Annotated in this window: 10 protein-coding genes; 5 read left to right on the top strand and 5 right to left on the bottom strand. The window is 68.3% G+C overall.

What is annotated here, in order from left to right:
• Positions 1–9 precede the first annotated feature (9 nt).
• The 5 genes from OO69_RS19175 to OO69_RS19195 all read left to right on the top strand — a co-directional run bounded on the left by OO69_RS19175 (position 10) and on the right by OO69_RS19195 (position 11,283).
• Complete coding sequence (locus tag OO69_RS19175; protein ID WP_051801110.1) at positions 10–1,680, top strand: PD-(D/E)XK nuclease family protein; 1,671 nt, start codon at positions 10–12, stop codon at positions 1,678–1,680.
• On the top strand, positions 1,677–2,837 hold the full coding sequence (locus OO69_RS19180) for an HU-CCDC81 and SPOR domain-containing protein (RefSeq protein ID WP_033281914.1): 1,161 nt from the start codon (positions 1,677–1,679) through the stop codon (positions 2,835–2,837). Before OO69_RS19175 ends, OO69_RS19180 begins: the two co-directional genes overlap by 4 nt.
• Entirely contained in the window at positions 2,830–6,468 is a 3,639-nt protein-coding gene (locus OO69_RS19185; protein ID WP_033281915.1) for a hypothetical protein, read from the top strand. The genes OO69_RS19180 and OO69_RS19185 overlap by 8 nt, the downstream gene beginning before the upstream one ends.
• Before the next feature lie 41 nt (positions 6,469–6,509).
• On the top strand, positions 6,510–9,527 hold the full coding sequence (locus tag OO69_RS19190) for a pPIWI_RE module domain-containing protein (protein WP_051801111.1): 3,018 nt from the start codon (positions 6,510–6,512) through the stop codon (positions 9,525–9,527).
• Between the two features lie 106 nt (positions 9,528–9,633).
• Positions 9,634–11,283, top strand: a complete 1,650-nt coding sequence (locus OO69_RS19195) for an N-6 DNA methylase (protein ID WP_033281916.1) — start codon at positions 9,634–9,636, stop codon at positions 11,281–11,283.
• A gap of 16 nt (positions 11,284–11,299) precedes the next feature.
• Here OO69_RS19195 and OO69_RS19200 read toward each other — a convergent pair whose 3' ends face one another.
• The 5 genes from OO69_RS19200 to OO69_RS19220 form a co-directional block, all read right to left on the bottom strand.
• On the bottom strand, positions 11,300–13,447 hold the full coding sequence (locus OO69_RS19200; protein ID WP_033281917.1) for a UvrD-helicase domain-containing protein: 2,148 nt from the start codon (positions 13,445–13,447) through the stop codon (positions 11,300–11,302).
• Positions 13,448–13,487: 40 nt separating this feature from the next.
• Entirely contained in the window at positions 13,488–14,747 is a 1,260-nt protein-coding gene (locus OO69_RS19205; protein ID WP_051801112.1) for an McrC family protein, read from the bottom strand.
• The gene (locus OO69_RS19210) at positions 14,744–16,552 is read right to left on the bottom strand and encodes a DUF4357 domain-containing protein (RefSeq protein ID WP_033281918.1); all 1,809 of its coding nucleotides are present in this window, start codon (positions 16,550–16,552) and stop codon (positions 14,744–14,746) included. Before OO69_RS19210 ends, OO69_RS19205 begins: the two co-directional genes overlap by 4 nt.
• A gap of 120 nt (positions 16,553–16,672) precedes the next feature.
• Complete coding sequence (locus OO69_RS19215; protein ID WP_033281919.1) at positions 16,673–17,125, bottom strand: PIN domain-containing protein; 453 nt, start codon at positions 17,123–17,125, stop codon at positions 16,673–16,675.
• Positions 17,118–17,408 (bottom strand): type II toxin-antitoxin system Phd/YefM family antitoxin, encoded by a 291-nt coding sequence (locus tag OO69_RS19220; protein ID WP_033281920.1) that lies wholly within the window; start codon positions 17,406–17,408, stop codon positions 17,118–17,120. The genes OO69_RS19215 and OO69_RS19220 overlap by 8 nt, the downstream gene beginning before the upstream one ends.
• Between the last annotated feature and the right edge of the window lie 306 nt (positions 17,409–17,714).

Consider the following 17,714-nt stretch of genomic DNA (forward strand, 5'->3'; position numbering starts at 1 on the left):
ACGTCGCTCGTGAGTGCGTTTCGGAAGCCGCCCCAGGTGGATGGCGACGATCAACTGATCCGGATCGGCCTGCCCTTGCTGCGCCAGGAGCCGGACGCCTGCCCTGCCGGTCGTGCGCTGCGTGCCAGGCCTCTGCTGACTCAGCAACCAGATCGCAGCCGCCGCAAGCCGGTCGAGGACTTTCCCTTCGCTCCGTGGGGTAACTTCGTCGATTCCGTGGAGCATCGAGGCAAGTCCCTGGCCGAGGCTGTGGCGAGCGCTGTGAACGTGCGTCGCTGCTCCGAAGCGCACGTGCTCTGGGCCGCGGAAGCGGCAGGTGTGTATCTCGCCGCCCGGGCCCGTGAGCAGAGCGTTCGTGTGGCCGCCGGGCACCTTGCGACTTGCCCCGTGCAGCAGCAGTGGGTCGGGGCAGATCAGTTGCGCGGGCCGGACGGTCGCGGCGCCGATCGGTACGAACGCACCGCGTGGGGGCGACAGTACGCCAGTGAAGACGGCTCCTTGCGGGAGATCTGGATCCCGTCCATTGACTGCGTCAAGCGGGACCGGCCGATGCCGGAGATCGCCGCCGCCGCGTACGTCGCCGCGAGTGGCGTCCCCGCTGACATTCCTTACGGCAAGCGGGCCCAACTGCCTGAAAGCCACAGCGTGCTGCCGCAACGAGTCCGGGTCGTAGGAGTGGGACTCGGCGACGGCGGAACCCAGGTGTTGGCCGATTGGGATGCGACGGAGGCCAGGCGCCAATTCGACGAGCACGCCAAGGAATTGATGTCGAGCGCGGCCGACGGCCACGAGTTGCGCCCGGGCCAGGACTGCGTCCGCTGCGAAGCACTCAGTGGCTGCGCGGCCGTTCCGCGTGTGCCCGGACTGCTGGGTGTGCCAGCCTCGCTCCGTCCCCGTAAACGACGCAGTGTTTCCGTATCCGATCTGCGGGCCTACCGCGACTGTCCCGCCCGCTACTACCTCACACGTGTGCTGAAGCTCAGGGAGCGCCGAACCGAGAACGCGGCAATCCGCCGGGGGCGGGCTGTCGATGCCTGGCTGAATGAGCGTCATGCCGCCACACCCGCAACTCCCTGTCGGCAGGTGTCGCTTCCGAAGGTCCTGCCGGGTCTGTCTGCCGAGGAACTTCCCTCTGCTGTGGCCATGATCCGCCATCACCGGGGCCGCTGCCCCTTCGACGGACTGGCGGCGGAAGAGACCGTCGAGCCGCAGCGGAGGCTTGCCGTGTACGACCAGCACGCCGATGTCGTCGTCATCGCTGATTGCGATCTCGTGCACACCGATCGGGGTGGCGTGGTCGTGCGCGAGACGAAGACTGCCTCGCACCGTTTCGGCGAGCGGCAGGAGCTGGTTCGCACCTACCCCCAACTCGCCCTGGCCGTCCTTCTCATGGCATCGGGAGCATTGGGCGGCGATCCGCGCCGCTCACGGATCGAGCTGGAGGTGCTGCGCGAGGACGGCGCACGGTTGGAGGAGGTGGACCCCTTCGATGCGGTCACACTCGACCAGTCCCGTCGCGTCATCACCGAACTCGCCGCCGAGTGGGCGGCCGACGAGACCTACAGCGCGGCCCCCGCCCACGACTTCGACTGCGCCGACTGCGAGGCCCGCCGCTGGTGCACCTCGGCCCGGACCCCGCGAGTCGATGGCGCGCGCCGCACAGGGGAGATTCTCCGATGACCTTCGACGACCCCGATACTGTCCCGCTTTCTGTAGAACAATGGTCTGCCCACGACGGCGTGCCCCTGCTGCGGACCCTCGCCAACGCGCTCATCGTCCTTGAGGCCACTGGTGGCCTCGACGCTTTCACCCTGCCCTATCCGCCCGAGGCACAGCGCGCTCTGGACCGGACGGTCCTCACCTGCCTGTTGCACGGGGAACCGCCCCCCGCCGGCCTCACCGAACTCGTTGATCGCTGCCGCGCCCTTCCGCTCGCCGAATGGCCGCTCGGCCTGCCCCTCGACGCGATCGGCCCCGAGGACCGGCTACTGGACGAGGAGTCCGGGCGCCCCACTGAGCTCTGCCACGAGTGGGCCTGGCGTGCCCCGGACGCAGCCGTGGAGTTCCGCGACCGGCAGGTTGTGCGGGCCGCACTGCGTGTGTGCCGGGAGTACGGCGATGAGGAGGCGTACACGGCCTTCCGCGGCCTGCTGGTGCGCCGACCGGTTCTCACCCTGTTCGAGATGCATGAACTGGACGGGGACATGGTGCTCGAACCCGTCCGAGGTCTGATCCGGCAGATCTATCGGCCGGTGCCCGACTCCTATCTGTACGACGGCGCCTACACCTGCTGTGAGCGGTGCCTCACCCTCCTCGTTCCCTCCCGCGACGGCGACTGGTGGTGCGAGCGGGACCGATGCAGACGGCGGGGCCCGGCCCCGACCGGACGCCGCATCCTTCGGGAGACGGCCGGTGAGGTCTGCCAACTGGAGCGCCCGCTCCGGCAGTTCGTCACCGGGCCGGGGCACGCAGAGGCCGACCTGGAACACGATCTGCTGGCGCTCGGCCTCGACGTACGCATGTGGCCCGGCTATGACGCATACGACCTGCTGGTGGAGTTCCCCGACGGCTACCGCTGGGCCGTCGACGTCAAGGACTGGGCGCACCCCGTCTTTCTTGGCCGCTCGGCCCGGCTGGTTCCGCAGAACCCGCCGTACGAAGAGGCGTTCTGGTGTGTGCCGGAACATCGAACGCTGGCCCGCCCCGGCTACATCGCTGCCTTCGAACGAGCCCGGCCCGCGCGGGCCCGAGACCTGCTGCTGCTCACCGACGTCGAACTCGTCGCACGGGCCCGTGCCCGTCTGCGCATGCTGAAAGGAGACAACGACCGTGCGTGACCGGGAGAGCTGGCACAGGCCGGTGAGCCGCGAACTGGCCCGGGTCTGGAGCGGATTGTCGTCGGAACGGGAAGGCATGAAGCCCGTCCAGGTGTGCCAGGTCGAGCTGGCCCTGCGGCTTTTGGAACGCCTTGCCCCGGACGAGCCGGCAGAGGGCGCTTACACACTGCTCGGCGGCTACCCGTTCGCCAAGGCGGCCGGCCTGGCACGTACGCCGGAGCACGACACCATGCTCATCGCAGTTCGCCATCTGCTGTGGACGCTGCGCAGGGGTCGCACCTGGCAGCAGATGCTTGACGCCTACCGCAGGGTTCCGGAACGCCTGCGCGCCTACGACGTACCGTCGCCCGGATCCGGCGAGCCGCCGCGTCCAATGCTGCCCACCGTCGCCGCCGCCCGGATCGCCGTGTACGACGAGGCCCTGGCGGGACTGCCTGATTTCGACCGCCGCCCGCTGACCTTGGCTCCGGCCGGGCGCAGCAAGTTCCGCGAGCAGCGCCGCACCACGTCTGTCACGATCCCCGAGCAGCTCCTCTTCGATCGTCCGTCGGGCCACGATCTCGCAGCGAACCGTCCCGGCGGCTCGAAGCCGCTGACCATCACTCGCGCCGAACTCGACGACACCGCACGGTGGATGGACGACATGGAGCGCGAGACCGCCGTCGAGCGGCCAGGACGCTGGGCCGACCGTCTGGCTGAGCTGCGGATCGCTTCGCGTGACGCCGATGGCCGCGGTTTCACCGACGGCGACGCGCTCCACCTCGATGGGCTGCTTCATCTGGTCGGCATGGTCGGTGCGGGCAAGAGCACCCTGATGACGCTCGTCGCGGTGTGGGGGGCCCAGAAGGGTCTGAGGACCACGCTCGTTGTGGGAGATGTGGCCGAACAGCTGCGCCTGTGCGAGCTGTTCACCCACCTCGACCTGCCCGCCGTACCTGTACTAGGCCCGACTTCCCGTCAGACCCACGTGGAACGCCTGCACCGCAGGCTCGCCTCACGCGGCCTCGACAACCTTCTCGACCACGACGCGTACGGCTTCGACGACTTGAGTACCGTGTGCGTGGTGGATGCCCTGCGCGGCGCCGAGGCGGCCGAGCCACTGCGCTACGCCGACGCACCCTGCACCACCCTCCACCCCGAGAAGCACAGCACGGCGGATGATCCAGAGCCCGAAGGCGGTCTGCCCGGCGTATGGGATCCGACGGCACGTGCGGTGCGAGAACCGAAGCCGCGCTCCGATGACGAGCTGAAGGGCACCCCGCGCGGATGCCCGATCTGGGCCGAGTGCCCGCGCCATCGCGCCGCCCGCAACCAGGTTGATGCCCTCATCTGGGTTGCCAACCCGGCCAGCCTCGTTCAGAGCGCCGTACCCGCTCACCTCAACGACGAGCGGCTGCGCCACCTCGAACTCGCCTGTACTCGCAGCGACATCGTCTTCGTCGACGAGGCCGACGCCGTCCAGATGCGATTCGACGAGCTGTTCGCGCCATCCGCGACGCTCGTGCGGCCCGACGTGGAGTCCTGGCTGGACCAGCTCCACACCCACAAGATCGAGGAGTTGTCGCGATACGGCAGGCTACCGCTGACCGACCGCGATGTGGAGCAGTGGAACGCGGCGCTCGCCGTGGTCACCACCACCACGGATCGGCTCTACCGGATGCTGATCTCCGAAGAGGATCTGTGCGAATGGGTCGACATCGAGTACTTCAGCCCCTGGGCGCTCCAGGAGAAGCTGCTCGCCGACTGGTTCGGCGAACTCCCGGGGCCGGACGCTTACCGGCCCGCGGGCTCCGATGCCCCCGACGGCATTGCTGACGAGCGTGATCTGTACGAGGGATACGAGGACGACGAAGAGGACTCCGAACCTGAATCCCAGGTCCACGAGAACCCCCGCCGTACCGAGCTGACCCGCCTCCTTGATGCGTTCCGTGACGACCCGCTGGGTGGCCTGGGCCCGTACGGAACACTCACCGACGCCATGGTCGAGACGGTCCAGGACCTCTTGCACACCCAGTCCCCGCCGCGCAGCCAGGAGCGGGTGCGCGTACTCCTGCGGAGCCTCATCGAGGGTATCCCCGACCTGCCGCGGGACCGCGATGCCAAGTGGCACGAACTCACCTGCCGCCGGCTGGAGTTCACTCTGCTGCTGTCCGCCCTGCATCAGCGTCTGGACCGGCTGACCTTCCTGTGGCCCCAAGTGGAAGCGGCCCTGCGGCTAGACAGCCAGGGAAAGGAGCTCGCCCGCCGCGCTCCGCTGGACTACGCCCCCGTCATCCCCGAGGCGCCCATGGGCAACGTCCTCGGCTTCCAGTACTTGCGTGACGAACGGGAGCGCGATGAGGACGGGCGGACCAGCGGCACCCTGCGCTTCTTCCGTTGCGCGGGCGTCGGACGCGAGCTGCTGTATGCCTTCGCCACCCTTGGTTCCGACCCGGCGACCGGCCGCCCCGGCCCGCACGTGGTCCTGATGTCCGGCACCAGCTGGGCCGGTCAATCCACCCGCGCTCATGTTCTCGCTCCCGTGGGCGCGGTCCTCAAACCGTCCCAGCGGTCCCTGGACGCCGTCGGACGCACCAACTTCAGTACCCACTTCCTCTACGGCGAGGACAACGGCAAACCGATGTTCCTGTCCGGTACCCAGCCCAAGGCCCGTATCGACCAGGCCCGCGCGATGGCCGCCAGGCTAGGTCGCCTCGGGCCGGGCGGCTCCTCCAGTCCGCTCGATCTGGAACTCGCCCGGGTCGTCGACGACTACCGCAAACGCGCCATCCTGCTGGTCGGGAGCTACAAAGAGGCGTATGCCGTCGCCGACACGCTGCGTCGCGAGGACCGCTGGCGCGACGGGGTTCGCGTCCTCATGCCCGACGCCGCCGACCTCGACCTGGCGCTCGACGGCACCGACATGTCTTACGCCGCCACCCTGCGGCGGGGAGACCTCGCCATGTTCGCGGAGGATCCGACGGCAGAAGTGCTTGTCGCACCGCTCATGGCGGTGGAACGCGGTCACAACATCCTCAACGCCCAGTCCACCGCGGCCTTCGGAACCGCACTGTTCCTCGCCCGGCCGCACCCTCGCCCCGATGACCTGACCCTGGCGATCTACGCTGTCAACGACTGGGTGTGCCGCTTTGTGCGCGATCAGCCGCGTGACGACCTTCGCCAGGGCCCGGCCACCTTCAGCGAACTGGTCGACCAGGCGCACGACCTCGACCAGGCGGGTCGCGATCTGCGCACCGAGGGCCGTCAGGAGTGGCGGCGTCTGTTGAAGCGCCGCTACATCTACTCCCGCCTGCCCCGGTGGGAGAAGCGGGCGTTCGCATGGGACCAGTTGGTCACCATGTGGCAGGTCATCGGCCGCCTCGTACGTGGCGGTGTGCCCGCCCGGGTGGTCTTTGTCGACGCGGCCTTCGCCCCGAGACTCGCCCATGCTCTCGCCCCCGCGACGACCAACGAGATCCTGCCCGCTGCCGACGGCCTGCTCAGGACGCTCGGCACCGCTCTCACCCCGTATTTCTCTCCGGACGCGGACCCGTCTGCCTTCCAGGATCCGGCAGATCCCGTGGTCGCCCGGCTTCTGTACGAGCCGTTCCACGACGCGCTGCGCACCCTCGACCACCATGTGCGCCGCTGAGCGCACTCCGTACTCCTCCGACTCCTCAGGAGTGACCTGTCATGCCTGCCGCGACCTATCGCAATGTCCAGACCGCTTCCTGGATCCCTGTGGACCGGGATGCCTCCATCACCGCCGACTACCGGGTTCTGCCCTTCCCGGAGCAGTGGCGCGAAGCGATTCTCACCCTCTGCAACGCAGGTCTCGCACCGGACGCCGAGCCCTGGCGCACGGTGCCGACCCGTCGTCTGGAACAGGTGCTCCAGGCGTTCGCCCCGGACGTACTGGTGATGCCCCGCCCGTTCCACGACCGCGGAGATGAACCGGCCCGCTGGCTCTACGTTGCCGAGGATGCGCCCAACCCGTTGCCGCCCAATGTCCTCACCCCCTTGCTGAGCCGCTGGCTCGGAGAGCTCCGCCCCGAACAAGAGCACCGCGAACTGCTCAAGAGTGTCCGAACCCAGCTTGCTGCGGGCCCGCCCGCGTGGGAGCCGGTGCGTCGGGAACTCCTCATGGGCGGTCTCACCAGTGGCGGCACCGCGGCTCCCGAGGCGCACCAATTCACACTCACCACGGACTGGTTGGCCCGGCGGATTCTCGACCTCGGCCCGTACCCGCACGATGCGGGATCTCTGCACTTCCGGGCCATGCCTCGCGGTCCCAAGGACAAGGGAGCCGAACTCGTGTCGCAACCGCTGCCGCACGAGCCGGGCAAGCCAGCGGGCATCTGGTGGTTCTCGGTGGTCCTCAACATCACCTTGCACACCGTGCCCTTCGACCCGCTGCCCCGCTTTCACCTGCACTGGTCGATCCGGCGCTGGGTGACCCGCGTCGGTGCCAAGTCGGGCCGCCTGCACCTGCCGTACGGCAGCCGTACGACGGTGCTGTTGCGCCCGCGCGTCCCCGTCCTGCCGGGCGTCCCGCTCAGCGAGCGGTTCGCCGTCGCGCAGTTGGAGCGGCGTTTCGACAAGGAGAAGGAGACCTTCGTGGACGGCTGGGCAGACGGTGGCCCCGCGCGGCTGCTCGCGGACATCGCCTTCGGCGAGCCGTTCCCGGACGCGGACGCGATCCTCGCCGACCCCGAGGGCTGGCTTGGACGCGAAGCCCGCGCCGGGATCGTGTATCGCTCGGCCATGGGCGCCCACGAGGTGAAGGCCGGCCTGATGTCGAACCAGTGCTCCCAACTTACCGAGTGGGCCCAGCAGGCCATCCCCGAGCAGCTGCGCCCCGCCCCCCGGCTCGCACACACCGCGCTCGCCGGTGCGAAACCGCTCAACGCCCCGCCCGGAAGCGTCAAGAAGGAAGAGAAGGAGCAGGAAACAGCTCGGCGGACGGCTGAGCGCCGGGCCGCCGTCGCCCATGCTGTCGCAGCTCTCGGTGACGTGCCGGACGACCTTCCGGTCCTTGAGGCCCGGCTGCTGTGGCAGACCGGCGAGATGCGCTCGACGGCGATCGCGGCACTCGTCGAGCGGCTCGGCCTCAAGGGCGACGGCGGAACCCTCTCTGAGGACGCCCACCGGAAGGCCACACCTGCGACCCCGGTCGTCTTGGAGTGGCAGGCCCCCGAACTCACCGTACGGCTGCGCTGCTACCGGCCCGTGCGGGACGGCGCCGAGAGTGGTGAGGCGGCCCTCGCGTTCACCGACGGACTGGTCATCCCGGCGCGAGCCCGGCGCACCAGGGAGGTTGTCACGGCGGCTGTGCACACGCGCCGGACCGAAACCGCGGAGTGGCTGCGCCGGGACCGCACGGGCGGCACACCTTCTCTGGCGCTCGTGGAGATCGATCGTCCCGAGGACTTCGAGACCCGTGATCACGATCCCAAGTTCGCGCTCCGGCTCGGCTGCGCGGACGCCGGTTTCGTGACCCAGTTCATGGCTGTCCCCAAACAGGTCAAGGGCTACAACACGGTCGGCAACCAGCGACACCGTGCCCTCATGGCCTGGGACGACGGCCTGCGTCAGCTCGGTGCCCGCGTTCACCCCGAGCACGGTCTGGAGGAGGGCCTGCCCAAGGGGATGCGATACGCGGCCGTCTGGATGGTGCGCAAGAACCGCACCACCCGCACCCGTTGGGCGGCCGACGTCCCGGTGGCGGTGCTGGTCACCCCGCATGCACAGGGCAGCGGCCTGGCCAGGGTGCAGGGTTGGGATCCGGACGCGGACGACGGCGCCGGTGCCTGGGTGCCGTACCCGGCGATGCTGCTGAAGCTGACCCGGCTGGCCGAGGTCCGGCCCCTCGTCCCGGCACCGCGTGGTGCCGAGGAGGCGCAGCAGGCAGGTGGGAAGCGGCGCAGTTGGCGCGCGGACCGTGAGCAACAGCGACGACTGGCCGAGGAGTGGCTGCAGAGGGTACGAGCCTCGCTGCGCCGGGAGCCGACGCTGCTGTTTGTAGACGCGCAGAACGCCCGCTCACACTGGACCTGGCTCCAGGACGGGCGTACGGCGCCGGACCGGATCCGCGACGGGCATGCCGAAGCACGCCGTCTGGACGCTGATCTGCGGCTGCTGAGGGTGCGGTCGTCGACGAACCGCGAGACCCCCCAGTGGTGGGGTGTCAACCCGAAGGAAGGTTCCAACGGGATGCCCTCCCACTTGTGGTTGCCCGAGGCGGACGGCTCGGGCAGGGTCTTCTACTCCACCACCCCCAAGCCGGTGCAGTTCAAGAGTTCGGCCGTCGAGGCCGACAAGTTGGCTCCGCGCCCGATCCGGATGGGTAAGCGGAAGGGCCAGCCGACCATCGACACGGGTGAAGTGGGCTGGAAACCCACTCTGCTGGAACTCGCTGTCCTTGGCTGTCACGAGGAGGACGGCGACGACCCCCAGGCGCTGGCCCTCACCGCCCACCTCCTGCGCCAGCCGCCGGACTACCCCGAGGCGCTCGCTCTTCCTCTGCCTCTCCACCTGGCGGGTCTCGGCCAGCAGTATGTGTTGCCGACGCGTGGGCACGAGGAGGCTCCGGCCGCGGATCCCGATCCGGCGAAGTACCCTGCACCCGGGCTGGAAGAGGAGCCTGAAGCGCGGGACGGAGGCGCCGAGGACGAGCAGCTCCCTCTTTTCGAGGAGTCGTCCCAGGGGTGAAGGGACACAGAGCCTTAGTACACGAGGACGTTCTTGAACACATCGTTAACGTCGTCAACGAGGCCATTCATTGATGGCGAGATTGCTCTTGTGTACGGTTGCCTGTATGACGGACACCCCTGCCCCGGCCGGTCCGCTGGTCACCGGCTCTGAGATCGCCAGATTGGCGGGCGTCACCCGCGCCGCCGTCTCGAACTGGCGGCGACGCTATGGCGACTTCCCAGCGCCGGCCGGTGGTGGTGTCAACAGCCCCCTGTTTGACCTGGCCGAAGTGCAGATCTGGCTCGACAGGCAGCGTAAGGGGCAGGACGTCTCGGTCGACGTGCAACTGTGGCAGGCGCTGCGTGGAGCCTACGGTGACGACATGGTCGGCGGACTCGCGGATGTCGCCCGACTCCTTGCTGAGGACGAGACGCCTGCCGGACTTCCGTCCGACGTCGCCGGACTCGCCCGTGAACTGGCTGAGAGTGGTGGTGCGGCCGAGGTGGTGAGCGCCCTTGCGGAGCGCTTCACTGATTCTGTGCGCAGGGCTGGATCGGACCAGGTCACCTCGCCACGCATTGTCCGGGCCGTACGCCACTTCGCCGGCGAAGTGGCCTCCGACGCGACCTTGTTCGACCCTGCCTGCGGCATCGGCACTTTGCTGCTGGCTGTCGGCCCCGAGCACGGGCCCGCGCGTCGGGGACAGGAGGCCGACGCGCGCAGCGCCCGGTTCGCGCAACTGCGGGCCGACCTCGGCGGACGTTCCGGTGTAGTCGTTGCCACTGGAGACTCGCTGCGAGACGACCGATGGACGGAGCTGGGGGCCGATCTGGTCGTCTGTGATCCGCCGGTCAGCGAGCCCGACTGGGGGCGCGAGGACCTGCTGCTCGACTCGCGCTGGGAGTTCGGCATCCCGTCGCGTGCCGAAGGCGAACTCGCCTGGCTGCAGCATGCCTACGCGCACACCGCGCCCGGCGGCCGCGTCCTCGTGGTCATGCCCGCTTCAGTGGCCTACCGCAAGGCGGGCCGCCGCATCCGCGCCGAACTCGTACGACGGGGCATCCTCACCCAGGTCACTGCCCTTCCGCCCGGGACCGCGGCCTCGCACGCACTCCCGGTGCACTTGTGGCACCTGCGCCGCCCACGGGCCTTGGGCGATGCCGTCACCGTCGTCCGCATGATCGATCTGACGGCGGGTGATCCGGACGGCTCCCTGGAACCAGACCTTGGCCAGTTGGCGGAGGTCCCTTTGATCGATCTGCTCGACGACGTTGTGGACCTTACTCCCGGCCGTCACGTCGAGGAGACACATCGCGACTACGCAGTTGAATACCAGTCCCTGCAACGGGAGTTGAGCGAGCAGGTGCGGATGTTGACGGAGCTGTTGCCGGCATTGACCGCGGGCGACAGCCCCGATTCCCTGGACGGACCGACTGTCAGTGTCGCCGACCTCGCCCGCGCCGGGCTCGTCGAGTACGGAGACCCGGAACCGGTCTCGGTCAGCGACCAGCTCGACACCGACTACCTCCAGGGCTTCTTGCGCAGCGTGATCAACACCCGGCGCTCCACGAGCGCCAGCGGTACCTTCCGCTTCGACGGCAAGGGTGCCCGCATCCCGCAGATGGACATCGCAGGACAACGGCGATACGGAGCAGCCTTTCGCGCTCTCCTGGAATTCGAGGAACGAACGCGGAGGGTGGCGGAGTTGAGCCGGGACGTGGCGAGCTTGGCAAGAGACGGTCTCGCCAACGGTGCGCTCGAACCCGAGATCTGACTGTCGGTCACATCCGTTATCCAGTACGCCCCTTCAGCTGTGGCACGAAGGAGCTGACGGTCCCGTTCCATGAAACGGCCAGTGCTTCCCGTGCCCGGGTGCATGCGACGAACAGCAGGCATCGCTCCCTCAGCAGGTCCGAGTCGTGCTGCAGCGCGTCCACGGAGACAGCTGTGACCTCACGGGCAAACGGCATCGCGCCTGCTGTCACCCCCAGAACGGCGACGCAGCGGAACTCCAGCCCCTTCATCGCGTGCATGGTGGCGAGCCGCACACCGGTCACGGCTGGCCCCGGGTTGTCCCTGACTCTGACCACAGGCACCTTGGCGGCGGCCAACCTGTCATACACATTGTCCAGCAACACGTTGAAACGGGCGCACACGCCTATCTCCGAAGGGCGGATGCCCTGGGCCAACCAGCCCTCGATGCGCTCGACGAGGGCCGCGACCTCTGCCTGCTCGGAGCCGTACCCGTCTGTGTGGGGCCTTCGACCGTGCAGCAGAGAGCGGTAGCCGGTCAGGCTGTCGCCGCCTTCACCGCCCAGATCGTCGACCGACACCGGGCTGAGGATGCCGGTCGACCAGACAAGGATTTCCTCCGTGGAGCGGTAGTTGATGCGCAGACGGTAGGTGCGTCCGGCCACGGAGATCCCCAGAGACCTGAGTGAGACCTTCGAGTCGTAGATGCGCTGGTGCGGGTCACCCGCGATGAACAGGTCGTCGCTGCCGGGAGCCACCGCACCGCGCAGAACACGCCACTGGGCGGGGTGCAGGTCCTGGGCCTCGTCGACCACGACATGGTCGTGTGTGGGTGCCGAACCGGCCAGGAGGTCGGCCGCGCGTGTGCACACTTTCAGATGCGTGGTGGCTTTCTGGCCGCGCAGCATCGACTCGAACAGCTCGACGGAGGACCACAGTTCGTCGCGTCGCGCGGACGGCAGCGCACTGCCGCGACCACGCCGTACAGCGACGCGATAGGCGTTGGGGGTACGCAGATCCTGAGCGAGGACGACGTTCCGGTACTCCTGAGCCAGGAACTGTTCCGACCACGGCAGCCCCAGCTGCTTGATGACACGCTGCCACAGTTGTCGTTCCGCACGGTCGTTGAGGAGGGAGGGAGACTTGCCGTCGAGGCGGGTCACGACTCCATGCGCATAGGCGTTGACTGTGGTCACATCGACGCGGCCGAGAAGCACCTCGTCGCCGTCCAGAAGCAGGGACAGGTTCTCGCGCAGCGAGGCGGCCAGAGCGTTCGTGTACGTGGTGAGCAGGACTCGGGTGTCGGGCGAGCGCGTGAGCAGATGCTTCACACGGTGCAGCGCCGCAACCGTCTTGCCGGTGCCGGGGCCGCCCGTGATCTGGACAGGTCCGCCGTACGACGTTCGGTAGGCGACCCGGCGCTGGGAAGGGTGCAGGAAGACGCGCCAGGCCGCGAACGGCTTCTCCAGGATGTCTGCCAGCTCTTCGGGACCGGTGATCAGAGTGATACGGCTGGTGGTATTGGCGATGACGACGGCGAGGCTCTCGTCCGGGTCGGGGCCCGCGTTGACCGGGCGGCGCACACCGACCACGTCTCGGTAGACCTCTTCGGGGCTGAATCCCTCGGCAAGGTATTGGAGTACCTCGCACTGATCTTCCGGCAACAGTGTCTCGAACGCCTGCAGCTGTGCCTTGTCCACGATGGTTCGAACGGCACGCAACACCTGGTCGTCGATGCCGAGTTCACGCAGCACAGTGTCCGAGTACTTGGTGAAAAGCAGGGAGCCGGCGGCTGCGGCGGCTTTCTCAAGAGCCGGGGTCAACTGCTCGATGGCGACCACGTTGCGGACTTCGAGTGCCCGCGTCGCGGAGTTCGTCGTGTACAGCCGCTTGGCCGCCCAGCTGTACGCGTCGTCATGAGGTACGACGTTGACGAGCAGGAACACGTCACTGCCGTCGTTCGGAGCGAGAACGACACCGCGCCAGAAGTCGTTGATCCGGATGGTCCGCATCCGTGTGTCCTGCGAGTTCTGCACGGACTCCAGGTGGAGACCTTTGTCTGCTTGCAGTTCGGGCACCGTAAGCAGCTGGAACTTCTTCATCGCCTTGCGCACGCCCGCCTTGACGGGCTTCTCCAGGACGTCGTAGCTCTCCCAGAAGCTGTTGGCGAACGCGAGCTGCGGCACGAGGTGAACTCCCCACCCTGGACGGACACTCCGCAGTCGATCATACGCGCGGGGTGTTCACCGTCCGTATGTCCGTATCCGCCATCCGCCGGGCGACCGCCTCGATGTCCGCGAGCAGCGCGGCCGGTTCCTGGTCGAGGTCGAGGGCGTGCTGGTGGAGGAGGATGCCCGCGTGACGCACCTGGTGGGCGGCGTGCGAGGCGTTTCCTTTCGCGTACACCAGGTGCCCCTCGCGCAGACCGAGAGCCGTGCAGTACGCCAGCATCTGGTACAGATCCGAATCCGGATAGCCGTCCCGTTTCTCGGCCTTGTACTTGGCGTCCGCCACTGCGCACGGCGCTCCGTCCACGCCGTACAGCACGAAGTCCGGTTTCATACGGATCGCCGCGGCGGAGTCGAGGTGGTGCGGATCCTGGAGACGGGCCGTGTGCCCGGTGCCCCGGAACGCCTCCCGCAGGGCCACAGTCACGAAGTCCTCGAAGAGCTTGTTCATGTCGAACAGGAACCCGTCGACGCGCAGTCCGCCGGACGCGTGCTCGGCGGAGGCGCCGTCCAGGATGGCCCCGGCGAGGCGCAGGGCGTGGTGGTAGCGGGAGTTGAGACGACTGGGCTGCCAGTCGGGGAGCGGCCGGCCACGCACGATCGCGGTGACATCGGCCAGGCGGGCGCGCTGGTGCAACAGCCTGTGCCGCACATCGTGCGAGACGCCCGGCAGGCGCAGCAGGCGTTCGACGGCGGTCCGCAGGATCCGGTTCTCCGCGATGTCGGTCGTGAACTCGTCGTACGCCACTTCCACCGGCATCGCCATGCCGAAGCGTCGCCGTATCTGCTCGGTTTCCCGGATACGTCCGCGTACGACGAGGGCGCTCTCCTCCGTCGTGCGGTATCCCTGCAACAGGCCCTGCCGCAGGGCGCGGTCCACCTGCCGTTCCACGGCGTGGGCCAGCGCGGGCAGCACCTCGCGGTGTTCGGCCACCGGCACCTGTCCCTCCCGCCAGGCACTTTTCGGGTCAAGGCTGTGACCGAGCAGGAAGAAGAGCCGGGCGACGGGCACCTTGGGTGTGATGCGGACGATGACCGGTTCTCCGCCGCCTGGGACCGACACGGTCACGGCGCCGACCTTGCTGCCGGCCCGCAGGGACCAGCGGCCCGGTGTGTACGGGTCCGGGGCGGCGTCCACGATGCGACCGGCGGCGAGAGCCCGGCCGACGGCGTCCGCCAGCGGAACGGAGACGGCCGGTGCGTGCTCTACGAGACGCACGGACTCGCCGGCCGATACGGACTCGGTGCCGGCGTTCACGTCAGTGACTCCCGCAGTGCGGCCAGCCCATAGCGCTTCTCGATGTCCACACCCTCCCCGTAGTGGTGTTCCTCCAGCAGGGGAAGGATCTTCGTCCGCCAGGTCCGCTCCAGGCCGCCCTCCCGGTAGACGCCCTTCTTCATCAGGTACGAGGGCCCTATGCGGAAGTCGGCGTCATCGATACGGGAGTTGAGCGCGTCGAGCAGATCGGCGGGCTCGCTCTCCTTGCCCTCGTTGGCCAGCCAGCGGCGCAGCAGCCCACTCGTCGGCTCCGTGCGCGGGGACAGCTCGACGAAGGCGAAGCGGCGACGCATCGCCGCGTCCACGAGCGCGATCGAACGGTCGGCGGTGTTCATGGTGCCGATCACGAACAGGTTCTTCGGGAGCGCGAAGTCATCGCCGGAGTAAGGAAGTTGAACGGACTTGTTCCGGTATTCGAGGAGGAAGTACAGCTCACCGAAGACCTTGGCCAGGTTGGCGCGGTTGATCTCGTCGATGATCAGAAAGTGCGGGATGTGCCGGTTGCCCTCACGACCCGCGAGGGCGGCCAGTTCACGGAGTGGACCCGCGGTGATCCGGAAGGCGACCTCCTTGGTCTTCGGGTCCTCCTTGGGCCGGAACCCCTCGACGAAGTCCTCGTACGCGTAAGAGGGATGGAACTGGATCAGTTTCACCTGCTCAGGCCCGCCGCCCAGGAACTCGGCGAGTTTGAGTGCCAGATACGTCTTGCCGGTACCCGGTGGGCCGTACAGCACCAACTGCCGCTCGTCCGCGAGCAGATCGCGCACCTCGCGCAGCCACTCCGTGTCGTGCACCAGCAGCTCGGCCGCCAACTCGTCCGTCGGGTCCGGCAGTTCCAGCTCACGGCGGGCGACCAGGGCGGGGATCTCCCCGCTCGGATCCCGCTCTATGGCCTCGGCCTCCTCCACCAACTCCTCGTCGCTCAGGCCGAGCCCTTCGACGAGGGCCTGGACGGACGAGAGGTCGACGACGTCGTGCTGGATCGACAGCTTCTGCTGGAGTTCCTCCGGCAGGTCGTCGTACGGATATCCGGTCGGCTGCCATTCCACCGGCCGGCGCAGATTGGACCGCCGGTCCTCGGACTCCGTCTGTTCCGCCTCGCCGGTGATCTCACCGACGTACAGCTCCCCGCCGGAGATCGTGCACACCGTGTCGCCGGGCTTCACACGGGAGAGGAAGGCGTGCAGCTCCTCGACGAGCTGCTGCTTCTGGCCGTAGGTGGCCGTCGACTCGTAGTCCTCCTGGACGAAGGTACGCAGGTCGTCCTTGCTGGTTCCCTGCCGAACACCCTGCCGGAGCCGGGAGGCAGCGAGCGAGACCCGGCCTTCCGGAAGCCAGAGCCGCTGGACCAGATCGAGCCCGGTGACGTTCGAACCGCGAATCAGCCAGGGGCGGTTGGGGCCCATCCACACACCGGGCATGAAGTCGCCCAGGGGACGATTGTCCTCGGTCTTCCAGTCGACCCAGCCGTTGGCACTACGGCCGGTCAGCACCGCCGCGGCCTCGGAGGAGGAGTTGAACGTGATGGTGTCGGTGGTCTCCAGCCAGGTCGGCCAGTTCTTCGACGGGAGGATCCGACCCTGCCCGATCAGCTCCTCGCGCAGCCGGTGGGCGGATGCCACGCGGATGGCGAACGACGGCACCACCTCCGGCCGTACGGGCTGTCCCGGCCCCACGACGAACTTCCGGCTGCCGTTGGTCCCCATCGCGTCGGTCTGCCGCCCACGAGCCACCGGCCCGCCGTTCGGCAACCGCAGCCGGAACTCCGGGTACTCGTCAACCATTGTTCCTGTTCCCCCTCGACAGAAGCGACAGAAGATCCCTCGCAACAGTAGGGGCCCGCACTTACAACGGCTCCGAACCATAGGAACAGTCGTCGGCTACGGCCCTGAAAGGCGAAGGCGTCACAGATCGTCGGGGAGCAGCCGGAAGGCAGGCTGACCGGTGAGCGGTCGCATCATGCGGAAGTGGCCGTCCGTGGTGAACATGTCCGCCGTCTGGAACGCTGAGGCCAGGGCGACGTTCATCGCGTCGACAAGCCCCACTCCTGCCCCGCCGTCCGCGTCCGCGTACCCCCGCATCACGGCCATGGCGCTCCGAAGATGTGGTGCCGTGTCGGGGATCTCGAACCGGCGCGCCTCCGTCTGACCAGCGATGAAGTCGAGCGCGTTCATGGCCGCCGCGGGGCCGACCCGCGAGGTCAGCAGATAGTCGAGCTCGGTGAGCACCATGGAGGACACCACGAGGTGGCCTGTTCGGGCGAGGGCATCCCGGTGGGCCGCGTGGCGGGGATCCTTGGGGGTGAACAGCCGGTACAGGGCGTTGGTGTCGGCGATCGCGACCGGAATGTCAGTCATCGGTCCCCGTGACGCCGGCGGCCGTACCCATGCCTCGCAGCGCCACCTCGATTTCGTCGTCGTCCAGTACAGGGCCGCCCAGGTCCGGCAGATCGAGCTCGCCCATGGGGTCGGTGCGGAACGGGTAGGCGGGGCGGCCCGTCGGCGCACCGCGGGGCACGATGTCCCCTATGGGTACCCCGTCCTTGGTGATGGTCACCGTCTCCCCAGCTGCCACACGGGCCAGGACCCGCGATGTCTGCTGGTTGAGCTCCCTCAGCGGGACCTCCGCGTTGTCACTCATGGCTCCACCGTACTACTCGTTCTACATGGCGGCGAGCGGCTGCTCTCGTCTCCACTCAGGTCGAGGTGTTGGAGAGGCGCGGGCCGATGCAGCCGATGAGGATCCCGTGTTCGATGCGAGCTCCGTCGTAGTCGGTGAGCCCGGCTTGGTATCGCCTGGGCCGAAAGGCCTGTCCTGCCCGCTGTTGGGCCTGATGTGATCTTGCGTGCGGCCTGTGGTGAGCCACTGACGGCGACCGTGATCCGTCCGTGGTCGAGGCCCCTAGGATGTGAACTCGTTTTCGATCGCGGGGCGCGGACAGCCGCC

The sequence above is a fragment of the Streptomyces sp. NRRL F-525 genome, assembly GCF_000716605.1.
Lineage (GTDB): Bacteria > Actinomycetota > Actinomycetes > Streptomycetales > Streptomycetaceae > Streptomyces.

Excerpts from the sequence above, each read along its gene's own strand:
- OO69_RS19180 (WP_033281914.1), top strand. The coding sequence starts at position 1,677 with ATGACCTTCGACGACCCCGATACTGTCCCGCTTTCTGTAGAACAATGG.
- OO69_RS19190 (WP_051801111.1), top strand. The coding sequence starts at position 6,510 with ATGCCTGCCGCGACCTATCGCAATGTCCAGACCGCTTCCTGGATCCCT.
- OO69_RS19195 (WP_033281916.1), top strand. The coding sequence starts at position 9,634 with ATGACGGACACCCCTGCCCCGGCCGGTCCGCTGGTCACCGGCTCTGAG.
- OO69_RS19210 (WP_033281918.1), bottom strand. The coding sequence starts at position 16,552 with ATGGTTGACGAGTACCCGGAGTTCCGGCTGCGGTTGCCGAACGGCGGG.
- OO69_RS19215 (WP_033281919.1), bottom strand. The coding sequence starts at position 17,125 with ATGACTGACATTCCGGTCGCGATCGCCGACACCAACGCCCTGTACCGG.
- OO69_RS19220 (WP_033281920.1), bottom strand. The coding sequence starts at position 17,408 with ATGAGTGACAACGCGGAGGTCCCGCTGAGGGAGCTCAACCAGCAGACA.